This window comes from Streptomyces sp. NPDC038200, from assembly GCF_055600785.1.
Window position 1 is genome coordinate 206,304 of the sequence record NZ_JBVJYH010000003.1, and the last position, 21,034, is coordinate 227,337.

General features: G+C 72.6%; 15 protein-coding genes. 7 read left to right on the forward strand and 8 right to left on the reverse strand.

The window, feature by feature from the left end; all coding sequences use genetic code 11:
• Positions 1-101: 101 nt before the first annotated feature.
• Both ACZ7KF_RS08350 and ACZ7KF_RS08355 read left to right on the forward strand, forming a co-directional pair.
• A complete protein-coding gene (locus ACZ7KF_RS08350; RefSeq protein WP_471070325.1) occupies positions 102-2,492 on the forward strand; it encodes a Tex family protein in 2,391 nt (796 codons plus the stop codon).
• Between the two features lie 130 nt (positions 2,493-2,622).
• Positions 2,623-3,198 carry a DinB family protein gene (locus ACZ7KF_RS08355; RefSeq protein WP_471070327.1) on the forward strand — a complete coding sequence of 192 codons (576 nt, stop codon included), beginning with the start codon at positions 2,623-2,625 and terminating at the stop codon, positions 3,196-3,198.
• 3 nt (positions 3,199-3,201) lie between these two features.
• Here ACZ7KF_RS08355 and ACZ7KF_RS08360 read toward each other — a convergent pair whose 3' ends face one another.
• Positions 3,202-4,842, reverse strand: coding sequence for an ABC-F family ATP-binding cassette domain-containing protein (locus tag ACZ7KF_RS08360; RefSeq protein WP_471070328.1), 1,641 nt, complete (start codon positions 4,840-4,842; stop codon positions 3,202-3,204).
• Between the two features lie 146 nt (positions 4,843-4,988).
• On the opposite strand from ACZ7KF_RS08360, the gene ACZ7KF_RS08365 reads away from it, so the two are divergent.
• Positions 4,989-5,903, forward strand: a complete 915-nt coding sequence (locus ACZ7KF_RS08365; protein WP_471070941.1) for an FAD-dependent oxidoreductase — start codon at positions 4,989-4,991, stop codon at positions 5,901-5,903.
• Between the two features lie 194 nt (positions 5,904-6,097).
• Here the strand turns inward: ACZ7KF_RS08365 and ACZ7KF_RS08370 are convergent, their stop codons facing one another.
• Positions 6,098-8,059, reverse strand: a complete 1,962-nt coding sequence (locus ACZ7KF_RS08370) for a Xaa-Pro dipeptidyl-peptidase (RefSeq protein WP_471070330.1) — start codon at positions 8,057-8,059, stop codon at positions 6,098-6,100.
• 178 nt (positions 8,060-8,237) lie between these two features.
• Between ACZ7KF_RS08370 and ACZ7KF_RS08375 the strand changes: the two genes are divergently transcribed.
• Positions 8,238-9,725, forward strand: coding sequence for a M1 family metallopeptidase (locus ACZ7KF_RS08375; RefSeq protein ID WP_471070331.1), 1,488 nt, complete (start codon positions 8,238-8,240; stop codon positions 9,723-9,725).
• A 165-nt stretch (positions 9,726-9,890) separates the two neighbouring features.
• Here ACZ7KF_RS08375 and ACZ7KF_RS08380 read toward each other — a convergent pair whose 3' ends face one another.
• A complete protein-coding gene (locus tag ACZ7KF_RS08380) occupies positions 9,891-10,820 on the reverse strand; it encodes a PfkB family carbohydrate kinase (RefSeq protein ID WP_471070333.1) in 930 nt (309 codons plus the stop codon).
• Positions 10,821-11,075: 255 nt separating this feature from the next.
• A complete protein-coding gene (locus ACZ7KF_RS08385) occupies positions 11,076-12,551 on the reverse strand; it encodes an amino acid permease (RefSeq protein ID WP_471070335.1) in 1,476 nt (491 codons plus the stop codon).
• A 233-nt stretch (positions 12,552-12,784) separates the two neighbouring features.
• Here ACZ7KF_RS08385 and ACZ7KF_RS08390 point away from each other — a divergent pair, with 233 nt between their 5' ends.
• Entirely contained in the window at positions 12,785-13,486 is a 702-nt protein-coding gene (locus ACZ7KF_RS08390; RefSeq protein WP_471070337.1) for a MerR family transcriptional regulator, read from the forward strand.
• On the opposite strand, the gene ACZ7KF_RS08395 is transcribed toward ACZ7KF_RS08390, so the two are convergent.
• The 3 genes from ACZ7KF_RS08395 to ACZ7KF_RS08405 are packed head-to-tail and all read right to left on the reverse strand — an operon-like array spanning position 13,481 to position 18,138.
• Positions 13,481-15,673, reverse strand: coding sequence for a 3-hydroxyacyl-CoA dehydrogenase NAD-binding domain-containing protein (locus ACZ7KF_RS08395; RefSeq protein ID WP_471070339.1), 2,193 nt, complete (start codon positions 15,671-15,673; stop codon positions 13,481-13,483). The genes ACZ7KF_RS08390 and ACZ7KF_RS08395 overlap by 6 nt on opposite strands.
• A gap of 41 nt (positions 15,674-15,714) precedes the next feature.
• The gene (locus tag ACZ7KF_RS08400; protein WP_471070341.1) at positions 15,715-16,929 is read right to left on the reverse strand and encodes an acetyl-CoA C-acetyltransferase; all 1,215 of its coding nucleotides are present in this window, start codon (positions 16,927-16,929) and stop codon (positions 15,715-15,717) included.
• A gap of 42 nt (positions 16,930-16,971) precedes the next feature.
• A complete protein-coding gene (locus tag ACZ7KF_RS08405; protein ID WP_471070342.1) occupies positions 16,972-18,138 on the reverse strand; it encodes a CaiB/BaiF CoA transferase family protein in 1,167 nt (388 codons plus the stop codon).
• Positions 18,139-18,748: 610 nt separating this feature from the next.
• On the opposite strand from ACZ7KF_RS08405, the gene ACZ7KF_RS08410 reads away from it, so the two are divergent.
• The gene (locus ACZ7KF_RS08410) at positions 18,749-19,942 is read left to right on the forward strand and encodes a saccharopine dehydrogenase family protein (RefSeq protein ID WP_471070344.1); all 1,194 of its coding nucleotides are present in this window, start codon (positions 18,749-18,751) and stop codon (positions 19,940-19,942) included.
• Between the two features lie 195 nt (positions 19,943-20,137).
• The gene (locus ACZ7KF_RS08415) at positions 20,138-20,326 is read left to right on the forward strand and encodes a hypothetical protein (protein ID WP_388317828.1); all 189 of its coding nucleotides are present in this window, start codon (positions 20,138-20,140) and stop codon (positions 20,324-20,326) included.
• Here ACZ7KF_RS08415 and ACZ7KF_RS08420 read toward each other — a convergent pair.
• Positions 20,290-21,033, reverse strand: coding sequence for an endonuclease V (locus ACZ7KF_RS08420; protein ID WP_471070346.1), 744 nt, complete (start codon positions 21,031-21,033; stop codon positions 20,290-20,292). The genes ACZ7KF_RS08415 and ACZ7KF_RS08420 overlap by 37 nt on opposite strands.
• Position 21,034: the final 1 nt, after the last annotated feature.

Below are 21,034 nucleotides of genomic sequence, written 5' to 3' on the forward strand. Positions count from 1 at the left end.
ATCGGTCCCGGCGGCCCGACGCGCGCCGCCCTGATGCCCGGTTGTCGGCGTCACCTGCCACAATTGCCGCGCAACCTCAGTGAAGAAGGCGGTACGGCATCGTGACGACACCCGGGTCCATCGAAGGCAGGATCGCCGAGGAGCTCGGCGTACGGGAGCGGCAGGTGAAGGCCGCGGTGGAACTGCTCGACGGCGGTTCGACCGTGCCCTTCATCGCGCGCTACCGCAAGGAAGCGACCGAGATGCTCGACGACGCGCAGCTGCGCACGCTCGAGGAACGGCTGCGCTACCTGCGGGAGCTGGAGGAGCGGCGGACCGCGATCCTGGAGTCGGTGCGGGAGCAGGGCAAGCTCACCGAGGAGCTGGAGGCGCGGATCCGCGGCGCCGAGACCAAGGCGCGACTGGAGGACGTCTACCTCCCGTACAAGCCCAAGCGGCGCACCAAGGCGCAGATCGCGCGCGAGGCGGGCCTGGAGCCGCTCGCGGAGGGGCTGCTGGGCGACCCGACGGTCGAACCGGCGGCAGCCGCCGCCGCGTTCGTGGACGCCGACAAGGGCGTGGCCGACGCGCAGGCCGCCCTGGAGGGCGCGCGGGCGATCCTCACCGAGCGGTTCTCGGAGGACGCCGACCTGATCGGCGAGCTGCGCGAGCGCATGTGGGTGCGCGGGCGGCTCGCCGCGAAGGTGCGGGAGGGCAAGGAGGAGGCGGGCGCCAAGTTCGCCGACTACTTCGACTTCGCCGAGCCCTTCACCGAGCTGCCCTCGCACCGGATCCTGGCCATGCTGCGCGGCGAGAAGGAAGAGGTCCTGGACCTCGTCCTGGAGCCGGAGGAGGCCACGGAGGGGCCCTCGTCGTACGAGGGGATCATCGCCTCGCGGTTCGGGATCGCCGACCGGGGCCGCCCGGCCGACAAGTGGCTCACGGACACGGTCCGCTGGGCCTGGCGCACCCGCGTGCTGGTGCACCTCGGCATCGACCTGCGCCTGAGGCTGCGGACGGCCGCCGAGGACGAGGCGGTGAACGTCTTCGCGGCGAACCTGCGCGACCTGCTGCTGGCCGCTCCGGCCGGCACCCGCGCGACGCTCGGCCTGGACCCCGGTTTCCGTACGGGTGTGAAGGTCGCCGTGGTCGACGCCACCGGCAAGGTCGTCGCCACCGACGTGATCTACCCGCACGTCCCGGCCAACAAGTGGGACGAGGCGCTCGCGAAGCTGGCCGGGCTGGCGAAGCGGCACGCGGTCGAGCTGGTCGCGATCGGCAACGGCACGGCGTCCCGCGAGACGGACAAGCTCGCCGGTGAGCTGATCTCCCGGCACCCCGAGCTGAAGCTGACCAAGGTGATGGTGTCCGAGGCGGGCGCCTCCGTCTACTCCGCGTCGCAGTACGCCTCACGGGAACTGCCGGACATGGACGTGTCGCTGCGCGGCGCGGTGTCCATCGCCCGCCGGCTCCAGGACCCGCTGGCCGAGCTGGTGAAGATCGACCCCAAGTCGATCGGCGTCGGCCAGTACCAGCACGACCTGTCCGAGGTGAAGTTGTCCCGCTCGCTGGACGCGGTCGTCGAGGACTGTGTGAACGGCGTCGGCGTGGACGTCAACACGGCGTCCGTGCCGCTGCTGTCGCGGGTGTCCGGCATCTCCTCGGGTCTCGCGGAGAACATCGTGTCGCACCGGGACGAGAACGGGCCCTTCCGGTCCCGCTCCGAGCTGAAGAAGGTGGCGCGGCTCGGCCCGAAGGCGTACGAGCAGTGCGCGGGCTTCCTGCGGATCCGCGGCGGCGACGACCCGCTGGACTCCTCCAGCGTGCACCCCGAGGCCTATCCGGTGGTGCGTCGCATGGTGAAGACCACCGGCCAGGAGGTGGCGTCCCTCGTCGGCAACACGGGCGTGCTGCGCTCGCTGCGGCCGGCGGACTTCGTGGACGACACCTTCGGTCTGCCGACCGTCTCCGACATCCTCAAGGAGCTGGAGAAGCCGGGCCGCGACCCGCGTCCCGCCTTCAAGACGGCCACCTTCAAGGAGGGCGTGGAGAAGATCTCCGACCTGTCCGCCGGGATGGTCCTGGAGGGCGTGGTCACCAACGTGGCCGCCTTCGGCGCCTTCGTGGACATCGGCGTCCACCAGGACGGTCTGGTGCACGTGTCGGCGATGTCGAAGTCGTTCGTCAAGGACCCGCGCGATGTCGCCAAGCCCGGTGACATCGTCAAGGTGAAGGTCCTGGACGTGGACATCCCGCGCAAGCGGATCGCGCTGACCCTGCGGCTGGACGACGAGGCCGCTCCGCAGGCGGAGCAGGGTGGCGGACGGCAGCAGCGCGGCGGCGGCGCCCGTCCGCCCCAGCAGCGGCAGGGCGGCGGCCAGCGGCAGGGCGGCAACCAGCGGCAGGGCCGCGGCGGCGGTGACCGCGGTGGCCGGCAGGCCCCGGCACCGGCCAACAGCGCGATGGCGGACGCGCTGCGGCGCGCGGGCCTGCTGGACCCGAAGAAGCGCTGACGCGCGGGCCTGCTGGACCCGAAGAAGCGCTGACCTGCTGGGCCGGGCCCACCGCGGTGGCGGCGGGCCCGGCCCCGGCCGGCGGGAAAGCCGTGGACGGGACCGGTCGCGTGGGGGGAGTCTTGGCCGCATGGCCTCGACCGATCCCAAGACAGACCTCCAGGAGTACCTTCAGGACGCCCGTGACGTCCTGCTGTGGAAGCTGGAGGACCTCCCGGAGTACGACGTCCGCCGCCCCCTGACACCGACGGGCACCAATCTGCTGGGCCTGGTGAAGCATCTGACGGGCGCCGAGGCCCTGTACTTCGGCGCGACCTTCGGGCGGCCCTTCGCCGGCACGCCCCTGTGGATCACCGGGGACGCCGAGCCGGACGCGGATCTGTGGGCACGGGCCGACGAGTCCCGCGAGGACATCGTCGGCCGGTACCGGGACGCCTGGGCGCACGCCGACGACACCATCGGCGCGCTGCCGCTGGACGCGGTCGGCCGGATACCGGGCGGCCCGGCGAGCGGGATCACACTGCACCGGGTCCTGACCCACATGATCGCCGAGACCCAGCGGCACGCCGGACACGCCGACATCGTGCGGGAGCTGATCGACGGGGTCACGGGGCAGCGGCCGGAGGGGCTCAACGTGGCACCCTTCGACCCCGCGCACGTGGAACGGGTCGAACGCGCGGCGAAGGAGGCCGCGGAGCGCGGGTGACGGTCAGCGTTCCGTGACCTTGCCCGCGGCGACCTCCAGGCGACGGGTCACCCGGACCGCGTCCAGCATGCGCCGGTCGTGGGTGACCAGCAGCAGGGTGCCCTCGTAGGAGTCGAGGGCCGACTCCAGCTGTTCGATGGCGGGCAGGTCGAGGTGGTTCGTCGGCTCGTCGAGGACGAGCAGGTTGACGCCCCGGCCCTGGAGCAGGGCGAGCGCGGCGCGGGTGCGTTCGCCCGGGGAGAGGGTCGCGGCCGGGCGCAGGACGTGCTCCGACTTCAGACCGAACTTGGCGAGCAGGGTGCGCACCTCCACCGGTTCGGTGTCGGGCACGTCCGCGCAGAAGGCGTGGAGCAGGTTCTCGGGACCGTGGAACAGCTTGCGGGCCTGGTCCACCTCGCCGACCAGCACGCCGGAGCCGAGGGCCGCGTGGCCGGAGTCGAGGGGGATACGGCCCAGCAGCGCGCCGAGCAGGGTGGACTTGCCGGCGCCGTTGGCCCCCGTGACCGCGATCCGGTCCGCCCAGTCGATCTGGAGCGACACCGGGCCGAAGGCGAAGTCGCCGCGCCGGACCTCGGCGTCCCGCAGCGTCGCCACGACCGCGCCCGAGCGCGGGGCGGACGCGATCTCCATGCGCAGCTCCCACTCCTTGCGCGGCTCCTCGACCACCTCCAGGCGCTCGATCATGCGCTGGGTCTGGCGGGCCTTGGCGGCCTGCTTCTCACTGGCCTCGCTGCGGAACTTGCGGCCGATCTTGTCGTTGTCGTTGCCCGCCTTCCGCCGGGCGTTCTTCACGCCCTTGTCCATCCAGGCCCGCTGCAACTGCGCGCGGTCCTGGAGGGCGGACCTCTTGTCGGCGAACTCCTCGTAGTCGTCGCGGGCGTGCCGGCGGGCCACCTCGCGCTCCTCCAGGTACGACTCGTAGCCGCCGCCGTAGAGGTTGATCTGCCGCTGGGCGAGGTCGAGTTCCAGGACCTTGGTGACCGTACGGGTGAGGAACTCACGGTCGTGACTGACGACGACGGTGCCCGCGCGCAGGCCGGTGACGAACCGCTCCAGCCGCTCCAGGCCATCCAGGTCCAGGTCGTTGGTGGGCTCGTCGAGGAGGAAGACGTCGTAGCGGGAGAGCAGCAGGGAGGCGAGACCGGCGCGGGCCGCCTGGCCGCCGGAGAGGGCGGTCATCGGCTGGTCGAGGTCCACGGCCAGGCCGAGAGAGTCGGCGACCTCCTCCGCGCGCTCCTCCAGGTCCGCGCCGCCGAGGTTCAGCCAGCGCTCCAGAGCGGTCGCGTACGCGTCGTCGGCGCCGGGCGCGCCGTCGACCAGCGCCTGGGTGGCCTCGTCCATGACCCGCTGGGCCTCGGCGACACCCGTCCGGCGGGCCAGGAACTCCCGGACCGACTCCCCCGGCCGGCGTTCCGGCTCCTGCGGCAGATGGCCGACGGTCGCGGCCGGCGGGGAGAGCCGGAGCTCGCCCTGCTCGGGCGAGACGAGCCCGGCGAGCATCCGCAGCAGGGTCGACTTGCCCGCGCCGTTGGCACCGACCAGCCCGATCACATCGCCGGGTGCGACGACCAGGTCGAGCCCGGAGAACAGGGAGCGGTCGCCGTGCCCGGCGGCGAGGTTCTTGGCAACGAGGGTGGCAGTCATCAGGACGCCGATCCTAATGGCGGCACGGGCGCGGCTCCGCCACGTCCGCCGCCGGCCCGGGGCGCCGGGCGCGCCACCGCCCCGGCCTGACGGAACCGGCCGCGCGGGCCTATCGTCCTGGCGTGGACAGTGAGCCGAGTGACGAAGTGATCGTGGTCGGAGGCGGGATCGCCGGGCTGACGACGGCCGTGCTGCTGGCCGAGTCCGGACGGCGGGTGCGGGTGTGGGCGCGGGAGCCGGCCGAGCACACCACCTCGGCGGTCGCCGGCGGCCTGTGGTGGCCGTACCGCATCGAACCGGAACCGCTGGCCGGCGCGTGGGCGCTGGAGTCCCTCGAGGTGTACGAGGAGCTGGCGGCCCGGCCGGAGGAGACGGGGGTCCGCCTGGTCGAGGGGGTCCACCACGGGACCCGGCTGGCGGCGCTGGGGGCGTGGGCGGGCCGTGTGCCGGGGCTGCGGGCGGTGGCCGACGGGCTGGCGGCGCGGCTGCCGGTGATCGACATGCCGGTGCATCTGGCGTGGCTGCGGCGGCGGCTGCTGCGGGCGGCGGGGACGGTGGAGGTGCGTGAGGTGACGGACCTGGCCGCCGTGCCCGCCGCCGTGGTGGTCAACTGCACCGGCCTCGGGGCACGTTCGCTGGTGCCGGATCCGGCGGTGCGGCCCGTGCGCGGTCAGCTGGTCGTGGTGGCGAACCCGGGCGTCACCGGCTGGTTCACCTCCGTCGACCACTCCTCGGCCGCCTCCACCTATGTCATTCCGCAGCCGGACCGGCTGCTCCTGGGCGGCACGGCCGAGGAGGACGACTGGTCCCTGGAGCCGGACCCGGCCACCGCCGCGGCGATCGTCGCCCGGTGCGCCGCGGTCCGGCCGGAGATCGCCGGCGCGCGGGTACTCGGGCACCGGGTGGGCCTGCGGCCGGCCCGTGAGGCGGTACGGCTGGAGCGACAGCCCCTGACCGACGGGCGGACACTGGTGCACAACTACGGACACGGCGGGGCCGGCATCACCGTGGCCTGGGGATGCGCACGCGAGGCAGCCGGACTGGCGTCCCCACCCACCTGAGCCACCACACACGCCCCACAGGGACACGAGAACCCGCGCGACCAGCCCACGACCACCCGCAGCCGAACCACCGCGCCCCGCAGGGGCGCGGGGAACCGCGCGGCCGGCCCACCACCACCCGCGGCCGGGTGTCTCACCCGGTCGTCCCGGACCGCCGCCGCGCCCCGGGACGACTCCTCCGATCGTCCCGGGTGTCAGCTCGCCGGGATGTGCCGGGCGGCGCGCGGTGCGCGGAGGCCCTCCAGGACCTTCGGCGCGGCGGCCGTGGCCGGACCGGACGTGGCCTGCCCGGACGTGGCCCGGGCGAACGCCGTCGCCCCGCCCACCAGCGGCACCTCCGCCGCCGTACGGGACAGGTCCACGGTCAGCGTGGGACGGGTGGACGGCGGGTCGATGAGGTCCTTGTCCGTGCCGGCGACGACCAGTGCCAGCCGGTGCCCGGCGGGGACGACGTGATCGGTGGCCGCGAGGTCGAGGGTCATCGTGTACGCCCGGCCCGGCGTCAGCGGGACGCCCTCGGTCGCCGAGGCGTAGTGGCCGAGGTCGGCCCAGCCGCGGCTGACCACGGTGTAGTCGACGGCGGCCGTCTTGGCCCGGGTCTCCTTGAAGCAGGCGCTGTCCCCGGCCGTGCTCTCGCCCCAGCAGGTGCGGTCGGTGAGGGTGGTGATGCCCTCGGCACGGTCGGCGTAGTCGCGGATGGTGTCCGGGCCGACGTCGACCAGAACGGCGGACAGGTGGGCGGAGGCGGTGGTCGGGGTCGCCGTCACGGTCACCCGGGCGGAGCCGGCCAGGCGGAGGTCGCGGGTGAGAGGCGCGGTGAGGAATCCCGTCTTCTCGGGCGTGGCCGTGGTGAGGTGCGCGGCCCAGTCGGTCTCGCTCAGCCGCGGGTCGTCGGTGAAGGTCTCGGCACCGGAGGCCCGGCGCAGGCCCAGGGTGCCGACACCGGCCCGGCTGCCGGCGGCCGGACGCAGGACGGCGGTGCGGGTGCCGCGCGGGGGCCACGCGGCGGAGGTCACCCACTGGTCGGGGTGGCGTTCCACGTCGGCCGTCGGCTCGCGGTCGATGCCGTTGTCGTAGCCGAGCAGCTCGTGGTCGAACCAGCGGTGCAGGGTGTCCACCCAGGCACCGCGCCGGTAGTCGAACGGGTCGACGTGTCCGGTCTGGGACAGCCAGATCTTCCGCTCGACGCCGTGCCGGGCGAGGGCGTCCCACCACTGGCCGAAGTTCTTGGCGCGGACGTTGAGGTCCTGCATGCCGTGCACCACGAACACGCTGGCGCGTACCTCGGCCGCGTCCTTGACGTAGTCCCGCTCGGTCCACAGCGGGGTCCAGTCGCCGCTGGGCGGGCTGCCGTCGGCCAGCCTGCGCTGGACGGACGCGCAGCGGGACTGCGTGTCGTCGCTCTCGACGTAGCCGGCCAGTTCGTCGGGGCCACCGTCGTAGAGCGGGGCGCCCTGGGCGAAGTAGTAGTCGTACCAGGAGGAGATGGCGCTGATCGGGACGATCGTCTTCAGGCCCTTGACGCCCGTGGCGGCGACGCCGTTGGCGATGGTGCCGTCCCAGCTCTTGCCGATCATGCCCGTTCTGCCGTTGGTCCAGGTGGCCCGGGCTCTCGTCGTGCCGGTCCGGGACGTGTACGCCGTGGCACGGCCGTTCAGCCAGTCGACGACGGCTTTCGCGGACTGGACGTCGGATCGGCCGCCGACGTCCACGCACCCGTCGGAGCGGTTGGTCCCGGCGAGGTCGACGCCGACGAAGGCGTAGCCGCGGGGCACGAAGTAGTTGTCGTAGAACAGCGGCATCTGGACGACACGGCCCTGTGCGTCGTACGTCTTGAGCTGGCTCTCGTTGCCGCGTCCGCAGCAGGAATAGTATGGACTGGCGTCCATGATGACGGGCACCTTGCGGCCCTGCCGGGCCGGTTCGGCGGGTCGCACGATGTCGGCGGCGACGCGGTCGCTCCTTCCGTCGCCGTCCTCGTCGAGCCCGGTGTCCACCCACACGGACTCACGGACGGCGTCGGCGTAGGAGTAGACGGGTTCGCTCTCCCGGGGTGCCGCCTGGGCGGCGGCAGGCACGAGGAACACGGCCGTCAGGGCGGCGACGGCCGCGGTGGCCAGTGATCTCCAGATCGTCATGCGCGTGCGTTTCGGCATGCGCGGACGGTACTCCGGGCAACTCTCGTGCAGAAGACGGCTTTCGGGTGCTCGTGACGGCTGAATGGCGATTGTGTGACAGGAGGTGCCATGGACAGGCCAGAGGCCGGAGGGACTGAATAGGCTCCGAACAGACTTCTGACGAACGGACTTGAAGTCCCGACGACTTGGAGCTGACGTGCACCGCAGAATCATCGCCCCGGGCACTCTGGCGGCGGCCTCCCTCCTGCTGGCGATCCCGGCATCGGCCGCGAGCCACTCCCCCGGCGCCCCGGGCATCGGCGATCCCTACTACCCGAACTACGGCAACGGCGGCTACGACGTCTCGCACTACGACCTGAGGCTCCAGTACCAGCCGAAGACGGACGAGTTGCAGGGCACGGCGACGATCCTGGCGAAGACCACCCAGGACCTGTCCAGCTTCGACCTGGACTTCCTGCTGGACGTGAGCGAGGTGCGGGTCAACGGCGCCAAGGCGTCCTTCGCGACGTCCGGCCAGCACGAACTGGTCGTCACCCCGAAGAACCCGCTGGCGAAGGGCACGTCGGTCACGGTGGTGGTCCGCTACAGCGGGGTGCCGTCGACGAAGAGCGCGTACGGCTTCTCCACCTGGCACCGCACGCCGGACGGCGCGGTGGCCGCCGACGAGCCCGAGGCGGCCTGGTGGTGGTTCCCGAGCAACGACCATCCGAGTGACAAGGCCACCTACGACGTGTCGGTGGCCGTGCCGGACGGCACCCAGGCCATCTCCAACGGCTCACTCCAGTCCACCAGTTCGAAGCTGGGCTGGACGCGCTACAACTGGCGGCAGAACAAGCCGCAGGCCACCTATCTGTCCACGCTCGCGCTCGGCAGGTTCGACATCACCACGGGCACCTCGGACGGCGGCGTGCCCGTCATCAACGCCTACAGCAAGGACCTCGGCGACAACGACGGGGCCGCGCGGGCCAGTGTGGAGCGCACCGGGGAGATCGTGGACTGGCTGAGCGGCTACTTCGGGCCGTATCCGTTCAGTTCGGCGGGCGGCTACGTGCCGAACACCACCACCGGGTACGCGCTGGAGACACAGAGCCGCGTCTACTACAGCCCGAAGCAGTTTGCGAACGGCTCCAACGCCTCCGTGGTCGTGCACGAGCTGGCCCATCAGTGGTACGGCGACGACGTGTCGCTGAAGCGCTGGAAGGACATCTGGATCAACGAGGGCTTCGCGCGGTACGCGCAGTGGCTGTGGTCCGAGCACGAGGGCGAGGGCACCACGCGGGAACTCGCCGACTACGTGTACGCCTCGCATCCCGCCGACGACGCGTTCTGGACGGTCGCGCCCGGCGACCCCGGCGCGGACAACCAGTTCGACGCGGCCGTCTACGACCGGGGCGCGCTGGCGATCCAGGAGCTGCGCGACGCCATCGGTGACGACGCGTTCTTCGCGATCCTGAAGGGCTGGCCGCAGCAGCACGCCTACGGCAACGCCTCGGTGGCCGACTTCCAGAAGTACGCCGAGCAGGTCTCGGGCAAGCCGCTGTCCGCGCTGTTCGACACCTGGCTGTTCCAGCCGGAGAAGCCGGCCGCGCCGTCGGTCCGCGCCCTGGCGAAGACGGGTACGGCGGTGGCGCAGCCGAAGTCGTGGAAGAAGATCGAGGCGACGAACGACGTGCACACGCACTGACGCCCCCGGGATCGGGCCGCGCCGCCCCGGTCGTGCCCCAGGGGCTCGGCCTCGCCGTCCGGGCGTGCCCGGGCGGCCGTCGGCGCCCGCCCGGTCGCCGGAGCCGTCGGCGCCCGCCCGGTCGCCGGAGCCGTCGGCGCCTGCCCGGTCGCCGGCAGCTGGCCGCTAGTGCCCGGCCGCCCGTTCGTGTGCGGCCGTCCGTTCGAGGAGCTGTTCCCGGCCTATCGCGTCCGCGCGGGAGGCCGGGACGGTGCAGGCGTAGGCGCCCGCCACCGCTCCGAACCGGGCGCAGCGCAGGGGCGGCTCGCCGGCGAGGCGGCCGTGCAGGAACGCGGCGGCGAAGGCGTCGCCCGCGCCGTTGGAGTCCACCACCGGTCCGGGCGGGGCCGCCGCCGGGATGCGGGTCAGCTCGCCGTCGGCCAGCAGATACGCGCCCTCGGCTCCGGCGGTGGCGACGACGGTCCCGGCCCGGCCGCGCTCGGCGATGCGCCGTATGGTCCGCTCCGGGTCGGCGAGGGCCGCGGCCGACAGGAACACGACGTCGGCCGCGTACGCGAACGGCTCGTGGTACGGGTTCTCGCCGTCCCAGTCGTGCAGGTCCGTGGAGAGCGGCACGCCCGTCTCGCGGAGGACCGGCAGGGCGTGAGCGCAGGGCTGGGTGATGGTCACGTGCACGTGCCGGCTCGCGGCGGCCAGCTCGCGCAGGGTCGACTCGGGGAAGCGGTCCTCGGGGTGGGCGCGGCTCGTGTCGTACAGCGACAGGCGGCGGCCGTCGGGGCCGACGAGGTTGACCGCCCGTTTGGTACCGGCCGGCTGGGGCAGCGCGGTGAGGGCGATGCCGTGCTCGTGGTGCAGGGCGCGGACGAGGTCGCCCTCGGGGTCGTCGCCGAGCAGGTCCAGATGGTGGGTGCGCAGGCCGAGCGAGGCCAGGCCCAGGGCGACGAAGTCACCGGTCTGCCCGGCACGGGTACGGATCCCCGTGTCGATCATGTAGCTGTCGGCGTACGGCAGGGGCAGCTCGGGGACCTGGATGATCGTGTCCACGCCGGCTCCGCCCAGCACCAGCACATCGGTCCGCTCCGTCGGAACGGTCATCCCCCGCGCCCTCCCCATGGTCGTACCCCGTGACCGTGACACCCCGCCGCGCCGGCCTTCCGGTGGCGAGCGGCCCGATGCGGGACGAGTCGCCGCCCGCCGGGCCACAGCCTATGCGGGGCATGTGCCGGGACGCGCCGGGTTCGATCACTTCGTCGGCGTCCTGGGCGGACGAAACGGTGGTGTCGTACCGGAGACAGGTGATCTCCGGTACGACGCCACCGTGGACGACGCCACCGACAGGGGCGCCGAGCGCTACTTCGTGGGCTGCGACAGCTCCGACAGCTCCTGGTCGGCGTTCATGGCGACCCGGCGGCGGACGCCGAACCAGCCGGCGACCAGCATGACCGCGATCAGCGGGATGAGGAGCAGGGTCTTGCGGCCGACGTCGGGGTCGTTCCACATCATGCCGAGACAGACCAGGAGGAAGACGATCGTGGCGATCTCGGTGACCGGGCTGAACTTCAGCTGGAAGTGCGGCCGCGCGAGCAGGCCCGCGCGGGCCCGGCGGACGAACAGCACGTGGCAGAGCATGATGATCACCCAGGTGCTGATGATGCCTAGGGAGGCGACGTTCAGCACGATCTCGAAGGCCTGGCTGGGCACCAGGTAGTTCAGGCCGACGCCGAGGACGCAGACCGCGCAGGTCAGCAGGATGCCGCCGTAGGGGACCTGGCTGCGGTTCATGCGGGCGGTGAACTTCGGCGCGGAACCGGCCATGGCCATCGAGCGCAGGATGCGGCCGGTGGAGTACAGGCCGGAGTTGAGCGAGGACATGGCGGCGGTCAGCACGACCAGGTTCATCACGTCACCGGCGGCCGGAACACCGATCTTGGACAGCACGGTGACGAACGGGCTCTGGTCGGCGGAGTACACCGAGCCGGGCAGCAGCAGGGCGAGCAGCACGACGGAGCCGACGTAGAACAGACCGACACGCCACATGATCGAGTTCACCGCGCGCGGGACGACCTTCTCCGGCTCGGCGGTCTCACCGGCGGCCACGCCGACCAGCTCCAGGGCGGCGTAGGCGAAGATCACGCCCTGCATGACCAGGACGACCGGCATCACGCCGTGCGGGAACACGCCGCCGTTGTCGGTGATGACGCTCAGACCGGGGGTGTGACCGCCGACCTTGTGCTGGGTGGCGAGCAGGAAAATGCTGATCAGCATGAAGCCGACGATGGTGGCGACCTTGATGATCGCGAACCAGAACTCCATCTCGCCGAAGATCTTCACCGAGATCAGGTTCACGGCGAGGACCACCGCGAGGGCGATCAGCGCCAGCACCCACTGCGGGACGGAGGTGAACATGCTCCAGTAGTGCGTGTAGAGCGCGATCGCGGTGATGTCGGCGATACCGGTGGTCGACCAGTTGAGGAAGTACATCCAGCCGGCGACGTAGGCGCCCTTCTCGCCGAGGAACTCTCGGGCGTAGGACACGAAGGACCCGGAGGACGGGCGGTACAGGACCAGCTCGCCCAGGGCGCGGACGACGAAGAAGGCGAAGACGCCGCAGACCAGGTAGGCCACGGCGAGCGCCGGGCCCGCGTTGTGGAGTCGTCCGCCGGCGCCCAGGAGGAGTCCGGTTCCGATGGCGCCGCCGATGGCGATCATGTTGACGTGGCGGGCCTTGAGGTCCTTGCTGTAACCGGCGTCGCCCGCGTCCGCGGGCGTCCGGGCCACCTGAGGGTGGGTGGTGGCCTGTGCCGAATCCACGGCTTCCTTGCTCACAGGTGGTTCCACTTCCTGGTACGCCCGGACCTCATGGGCCCGGGGTTCGTGCAGGTCCTGGCCCGCACCACCCTCGTGTCGCGGTACAGACCAAGAGAGCAGCTTTCCAGAGGAATCCGCCGACACGCGGTGGCCCATGTCACAGAGCGTTGCTTCTCACATGATCCACCCACAGGTCACGCGACGTTCACGGAAGGTTTCACACCCTTGGTGAGACAGCGATACTGCTCCACATGACCACCGATGCCGGGGACACGACACCCCTCACCATCGACGAGCTGGCCGCCCGCGCGGGCGTCACGGTGCGCACCGTCCGCTTCTACGGCAGCAAGGGGCTGCTGCCGCCGCCGGTGATCGGCCCGCGCCGGGTCGGACAGTACGGCCCCGACCACGTGGCGCGGCTGGCCCTCATCGAGGAGCTGCGGCAGCAGGGCATGACCCTGGCGGCGATCGAGCGGTACCTGAAGCAGCTCCCCGACGACCTCACCCCGCACGACCTGGCCATTCACCGGGCCGTCATCGCGTCCTGGGCACCGGACGCGGTCGACACGGTGTCCCGTCGGGAGCTGGAGCGGCGGGCGGGACGGCCGCTCGCCGCCGAGGACGTGGAGCGGCTGACGGCGATGGGCGTCGTCGGGGAGGCCGCCGACGACACCTTCCGGGTCGACTCCGGGCTGCTCCGGCTCGGGGTGCGGCTCCTCGACGTGCCGCTGTCGCACGAGGTGATCCTCGCGGCGCGCCAGGTGCTCGTCGAGCACTCGCGCGCCGCGGCCCACGAGCTGGCTCAGCTCTTCCGCGGCGCGGTCGCGGAGCGTGACGCCCGGGATGTGAAGTCCCTGTCGGCGCACATGCACCCCTTGGTGGTGCAGGCGCTGCTGACGACGTTCCAGCGATCGCTGCGGGAAGAGCTGAGCGAGTGGCTCACGGGGTCATGAACGGGCCGCGTCGCCGAACGGCTCCCCCTTCTCCCCCTTCTCCGCCTTCTCCACGAGCAGCGCGGGCGGGGTGAACCGCTCGCCGTACCGCTCGGCCAGCTCGCGCGCGCGGGCCACGAATCCGGGCAGGCCCCCCTCGTAGCCGTTGATGTACTGGAGCACACCGCCGGTCCAGCCCGGGAAGCCGATGCCGAGGATCGAGCCGATGTTGGCGTCGGCGACCGAGGTCAGCACGCCCTCTTCGAGGAGCCGCACGGTGTCGAGCGCCTCGGCGAAGAGCATCCGCTCCTGCATGTCACGGAAGGGGATGTCGTGGCCGGGCTTGGTGAAGTGCTCGCGCAGCCCCGGCCAGAGTCCGGCCCGCCTGCCGTCCTCGGCGTAGTCGTAGAAGCCGGCGCCGCCGCTGCGGCCGGGGCGGTCGAACTCGTCGACCATGCGGTCGATGACCGCCTCCGCCGGGTGGGACGTCCAGGTGCCGCCCGCCTCCTCCACGGCCCGCCTCGTCTCGTTGCGGATCTTGCGGGGCAGGGTGAGGGTCAGCTCGTCCATGAGGGACAGCACCTTGGCCGGGTAGCCGGCCTGGGCGGCGGCCTGCTCCACGGAGGCCGGCTCGACGCCCTCGCCGACCATGGCGACGCCCTCGTTGATGAAGTGGCCGATCACCCGGGAGGTGAAGAAGCCGCGGGAGTCGTTGACGACGATCGGCGTCTTGTTGATCTGCCGGACCAGGTCGAAGGCGCGCGCGAGGGCCTCGTCACCGGTGCGCTCGCCCTTGATGATCTCGACCAGCGGCATCTTGTCGACCGGCGAGAAGAAGTGCAGTCCGATGAAGTCGGCCTGGCGCTCCACGCCCTCGGCGAGGGTGGTGATCGGGAGCGTGGAGGTGTTGGAGCACAGCAGCGCGTCGGGGGCGAGGACCGACTCGATCTCCTGGAACACCTTGTGCTTGAGGGAGGTGTCCTCGAAGACGGCCTCGATGACCGCGTCACAGCCCGCGAGGTCGGCCACCTCGGCGGTGGGGGTGATCCGGGCGAGCAGCGCGTCCGCCTTCTCCTGGCTGGTGCGGCCCTTGGCGACGGCCTTGGCGCACAGCTTCTCCGAGTAGCCCTTGCCCTTGGCCGCCGCCTCCGGGGAGACGTCCTTCAGGACGACGTCGATACCCGCGCGGGCGCACGAGTAGGCGATGCCGGCGCCCATCATGCCGGCGCCGAGGACGGCGACCTTGCGGACCTGACGGGGCTCGATGCCCTGGGGGCGGTTGGCCCCCGAATTGACCGCCTGGAGATCGAAGAAGAACGCCTGGATCATGTTCTTCGAGGTCTGCCCGGCGGCCAGCTCCACGAAGTAGCGGGCCTCGATGACCTGGGCGGTCTCGAAGTCGACCTGGGAGCCCTCGACGGCGGCGGCGAGGATGTTGCGCGGGGCGGGGTACGGGGCGCCGCCGGTCTGCTTGCGCAGGTTCGCCGGGAAGGCGGGCAGGTTGGCGGCGAACTTCGGGTTGGCGGGGGTGCCGCCGGGGATCCGGTACCCGGGCTTGTCCCAGGGCTGCTGCGACTCGGGGTGGGCGTCGATGAAGGCCCGGGCCTTGGCGAGCAGTTCCTCGGGCGTGGCGGCGACCTCGTGGACGAGTCCGTTCTCCTGGGCGCGCCGCGCGTTGTACTGCGTGCCCTGGAGCAGCACCTTCAGCAGGGCGTCCGCGATGCCCAGCAGCCGGACGGTGCGGACGACGCCGCCTCCGCCGGGAAGCAGGCCGAGGGTGACCTCGGGGCAGCCGATCTTGGTGCCGGAGGTGTCGAGGGCGATCCGGTGGTGACAGGCGAGGGCCAGTTCGAAGCCGCCGCCGAGGGCCGCGCCGTTGATCGCCGCGACGACCGGCTTGCCGAGGGTCTCGATGCGGCGCAGGTCGCGCTTGACGGCGAGGCCGCCGTCGAACAGCTCCTGCGCGGTCTCCGGCGTGACCCGGATGAGGTCGCGCAGGTCACCGCCCGCGAAGAAGGTCTTCTTCGCCGAGGTGAGGATGATGCCGCGGAGGGAGTCCCGCTCGGCCTCCAGCCGGTCGGTGATCACGGCCAGGGAGTCGCGGAACGCCTGGTTCATGGTGTTCGCGGACTGGTGGGGGTCGTCCAGGACGAGGGTGACGACACCGGTGTCGTCCTGCTCCCAGCGGATGGTGGTGCTCTCGGTCATGACAGTCGTCTCCGTTGAAGTCGCTTGGTTCCGCAGGGAGGTCAGATGCGTTCGACGATCGTGGCGATGCCCATGCCGCCGCCGACGCACAGCGTGGCGAGGCCGTAGCGCTTGTCCTGGCGCTCCAGTTCGTCGACGAGCGAGCCGAGGATCATGGCGCCGGTGGCGCCGAGCGGGTGTCCGAGGGCGATGGCGCCGCCGTTGACGTTGACCTTGTCCAGGGACAGGCCCATGTCCTTCACGAAGCGGAGCACGACCGCGGCGAACGCCTCGTTGATCTCGACCAGGTCGATGTCGTCGATGGTGAGGCCGGCCTTCGCCAGGGCCTTGCGGGTGGCCGGAGCGGGGCCGGTGAGCATGATGGTGGGCTCGGAGCCGGAGACGGCCGCGGAGACGATCCGCGCGCGGGGGGTGAGTCCGTAGCGCTCGCCGACCTCCTTGGAGCCGATGGCGACGAGCGAGGCGCCGTCCACGATGCCGGAGGAGTTGCCCGCGTGGTGGACGTGGTCGATCTTCTCCACCCAGTGGTACTTCTGCAGCGCGACCGCGTCGAAGCCGCCCAGGTCGCCGATGTCCGCGAACGACGGCTTGAGCTTGGCGAGGGAGTCGGCGGTGGTGCCGGGGCGCGGGTGCTCGTCGTGGTCCAGGACGACCAGGCCGCTGCGGTCCTTCACCGGGACCACGGAACGGTCGAAGCGGCCCTCCTTCCAGGCGGTGGCGGCGCGCTCCTGGGACAGGGCCGCGTACTCGTCCACGTCGCGGCGGGAGAAGCCCTCGATGGTGGCGATCAGGTCGGCGCCGATGCCCTGCGGTACGAAGTTGACGGCGAGGTTGGTCATCGGGTCGTTGAACCAGGCGCCGCCGTCCGAGGCCATCGGGACCCGGGACATGGACTCGACGCCACCCGCGAGGACGAGGTCCTCCCAGCCGGAGCGGACCTTGGCGGCGGCCATGTTGACGGCCTCCAGGCCGGAGGCACAGAAGCGGTTCTCCTGGACGCCCGCGACCGTGTCCGGCAGTCCGGCGGCGACGGCGGCGATCCGGGCGATGTCGGAGCCCTGGTCGCCCACGGGGCCGACGACGCCGAGCACGATGTCGTCGATGGCGGCCGGGTCCAGGCCGGGGAAGCGGTCGCGGATCTCGTGGATGAGGCCGACGACCAGGTCGATGGGCTTCGTGCCGTGCAGGGCGCCGTTCGCCTTGCCGCGGCCGCGCGGGGTGCGGATCGCGTCGTACACGTACGCTTCGGTGCTCACTGGAGTGCCTTTCGGGAGGGTGGGCCGAGCGGGTGGGCGGGGTCAGCCGCCGTCGGTGACCAGGTCGTCGGGGTCGTCGGTCGGGGGTGCCGGGAGCCCCCAGTCCCGGGCGACCGCCGCCGTGTCCGCGCCGGGGCGGGCGGGGCCGGTGCGGACGGTGGTGGGGGTCGCGGAGAACCGGGGGGCGGGGGCGGGCTGGGTGATGCCGTCGTGGTCGGTGAAGGTGCCACGGGCGGCGAGGTGCGGGTGGTGCGGGGCCTCGCGCAAGCTCAGTACGGGCGCCACGCAGGCGTCGGAGTCCTCGAAGACGGCGGTCCACTCGGCCCGGGTGCGGGACTTGAAGGCGGCGGCGATCCGTTCGCGCAGCTCGCCCCAGCGGGTCCAGTCCATGCGGGCGGGTGCCAGGTCGTCCAGGCCGAGCAGGCGCAGGAACTCGGCGTAGAACTTGCCTTCCAGGGCACCGACCGCCATGTACCGGCCGTCGGCGGTCTCGTAGGTGCCGTAGTAGGGGCAGCCGCCGTCCAGGAGGTTGGCGGCGCGCCGGTCCTGCCAGCCGCCCGCGGACAGCATGGCGTGGATCATCGTGGACAGGTGGGCCGTGCCGTCCACGATGGCCGCGTCGACCACCTGGCCGGTGCCGGTCGCGCGGGCGTGGTGCAGGGCGGCGAGGACGCCGACGACCAGGTAGAGGGAGCCGCCCGCGTAGTCCCCGAGGAGGTTGGCGGGCACCGCCGGGGGCTCGTCGGGGCGGCCGATCATGCCGAGCGTGCCGGTGAGCGCGATGTAGGAGACGTCGTGGCCGGCGCGGTGGGCGAGGGGGCCGTCCTGGCCCCAGCCGGTCATGCGGCCGTAGACCAGGCGCGCGTTGCGGGCGTGGCAGTGCTCGGGGCCGATGCCGAGCCGCTCGGCGACGCCCGGGCGGTAGCCCTCGATGAGGATGTCGGCCCGTTCGGCGAGGTCCAGGACGCGCGCGGGGCCGTCCGGCGCCTTCAGGTCGACCACGATCGAGCGCTTGTTGCGGTTGGTGACGTCGTGGGCCGGGTCGAGGGCGAGGTCGACGCCGCCCGGCCGGTCCACCCGCACCACGTCGGCGCCCAGGTCGGCCAGCAGCATGGCGGCGAACGGGCCCGGCCCGATGCCGGCCAGCTCGACCACGCGCACACCGGAGAGCGGGCCGGAGCCCGGCGTCGGCGTCTTGGCCGTTGTCATGCGCAGCCCCCAAGCCTGTGTGACACAACTGATGTAACACCGGTGATGCTAAGAACGCGTTCCACCGGGCACAAGACCTCAACGAGCAAGCGCTTAGCCAAGTGCCCGCCCCACCGATCATCACCCGGGAGAGTGATGGGTCCGCACACCGCCCCGCCGCCCCCGCGGACGCCGGCGACAGCGGCGGGCACGGGTGCCGCGAGGTGCGGCCGACGCGGTCCGCCACGCGGCGCGGCGTCGCGGGGCGCTCGGCCGACGGTCGTCCGCCGAGGGACGGACCGCCTCGCCGGTCGGCTCGTCGGGGACTCCGAGCAGGTGACCGTCGTCGACTCCGAGCAGATGACCGTCGTCCCGGGAAGGACGAACGCCTCTCGGTGCGCCTCGGGCACCGGGCGGACGGGGACTCCTCGGCCGCGTCCGGCGGGAGAGCGCGAAGGCGCGCGCTTTCTCCCGCTTCTTCAGGGCATTCCTGACTACGGCCACCGCTGCCTCCGGCTGGTCGTCGGGCTGGTCGTCGGACCCCGCACTGCTCACGCTAGCCTCGGCCACCGACGGCGGCACGGGCTGCACGACGGGGTGCGTGCCGGTCCGCCACGAACCAAGGGGTGTCATGAGCAGGATGAGCAGGACGGAACGTCCCTACGACCTCGTGCTCTTCGGAGCCACGGGCTTCGTCGGTGCGCTCACGGCCCACTATCTCGCCGCGCATGCGCCGCGGGACCTGCGCTGGGCGGTCGCCGGCCGCGACGAGCGCCGGCTGGAACAGCTGCGCGAGGGTCTGCCCGGCGGCGCCGACGTCGGTGTCCTGCGCGCCGACGTGAGCGAACCGGCCACCCTGCGCGCCCTCGCCGAGCACGCGCGCGTGGTCGCCACGACCGTGGGGCCGTACGTGCTGCACGGCGAGGAACTCGTCGCCGCCTGCGCCGACAGCGGAGCCGACTACCTGGACCTCACGGGCGAGCCGGAGTTCGTGGACCTGATGTACATCCGGCACGACGCACGCGCGCGCGAGACGGGCGCGCGCCTCGTGCACGCCTGCGGCTTCGACTCCGTGCCGCACGATCTGGGCGCGTACTTCACGGTCCGGCAGCTGCCGGAGGGCGTGCCGCTGACCGTGGACGGCTATGTGACCGCCGACGCGGCCTTCTCCGGCGGCACCCTCGCCTCGGCGCTGAACCAGATGGCCCGCGCCCGGCGGATGCTGGCCGCCTCGCGCGAGCGGGCCCGGCACGAGCCCCGGCTGCCGGGCCGACGGGTCTCGGCGCCGACGGGCGCCCCGAGGTTCGCCGCGGAGGTCGGCGCGTGGGCGCTGCCGCTGCCCACCATCGACCCGCAGATCGTGCGCCGTTCGGCGCGGGCGCTGGAGCGGTACGGTCCGGACTTCCGCTACCGGCACTACGCCGCCGTGCAGCACCTGCCGGTCGCCGTCGGCGGGGTCGCGGCCGTCGGCGCGGTGGCCGCCGCGGCCCAGCTGCCGCCCGTGCGGCGCTGGCTCTCCGACCGGCTCAAGCCGGGCGACGGACCCGACGCGGAGAAGCGGGCGAAGAGCTGGTTCACCGTGCGGTTCGTCGGCGAGGGCGGCGGACGGCGCGTGTACACCGAGGTCGCGGGCGGCGACCCCGGTTACGACGAGACGGCGAAGATGTTCGCCGAGGCGGCCCTGTGCCTGGCCTTCGACGACCTCCCGCCGACGGCGGGTCAGGTCACCACGGCCCAGGCGATGGGCGACGCCCTGACCGAGCGGCTGCGCTCGGCCGGGATCACCTTCCGGGTGGCGGCCGAGCGCCAGGGCCCGGCTTCCTGATCCCGCCGGGGCCGCCGGGCACCGCCCCGCTGCGGCCCGGCCTCCGGATCCCGCCGGGGTCCGGCCCGCTCCGGCGAGACGCCCCGGCCGACGGCTCCCGGCGCCGCTCCGGTCGGGGGCTCCCCGGCACGGGCCGCTCGCGCGACTGGGACGATGGCGGCCCCTGCCGGAACAGCCCCAGGAGGCGAAGCAGACGTGAAGTTCGTGCTCGAGGTGACCGTGGACGACGGTGCGGTGGCGCAGGACCGGGTGGCGGAGCTGGAGCGCATCCTGCGGTACTGGGGTGGCAACCTGCGCCACTACGCCCTCGAACCCGGCGACGGTTCGGCCGTCTACGACTCGGCGTATCAGGAGGTCGGCGCCTGGCGCGTCGTCGAGTCCTGATCCCGGCCGCCGGTCGCGCCCTGTGCCGCCTCCCGCAGCGCCCGCCGGCACAGGGCGTCCGCCCGGCGTGTGGTCTCCGGCAGCCGGAACCGCGGGGTCAGCGCCAGGGTGTGGGCCAAGGCGCCGGACAGGCTCACCCGGTGGCCGACGGAGACGAAGACCGGCTTCACACCGTCCCGGGTGCGCAGGGCGCGCCCGACCTCCTCGGTCCCGGCGAGCAGCGGCGCGGAGCTGCCCCGCCCCGGCTCCGGGTCGTCGTGGGTGAAGGTGAAGGGGTTCTTGGCGACGCCGATGGTCGGCAGGTCCAGCAGCACGCCCAGGTGGCTCGCCAGGCCGAAGCGGCGCGGATGGGCCAGTCCGTAGCCGTCGCACACCACCAGGCCGGGCGAGCAGGGCAGCCGCTCCAGCGCGGCCCGGACGGTCGGGATCTCGCGGAAGGCGAGGAGTCCGGGCACGTACGGGAAGGAGACCCGGCCGACGGCCGTGGCCTCCGCGACCACCTCCAGCGTGGCGGCGTCCAGGACGACGGCGGCGGCGACGACGAGGTCCAGGTCGTCGTCGTAGGCGACGTCCACGCCGGTGACCCGGCCCGTCCCGGCCGGCGGTCCGGGCTCGTCGAGCACCACGCGCACACGCAGCTCGTCCTGGACGGCGCGGGCCTCTTCCTCGGTCGCGGGCCAGCCCGCGGGTACGGCGACGATCGTCATG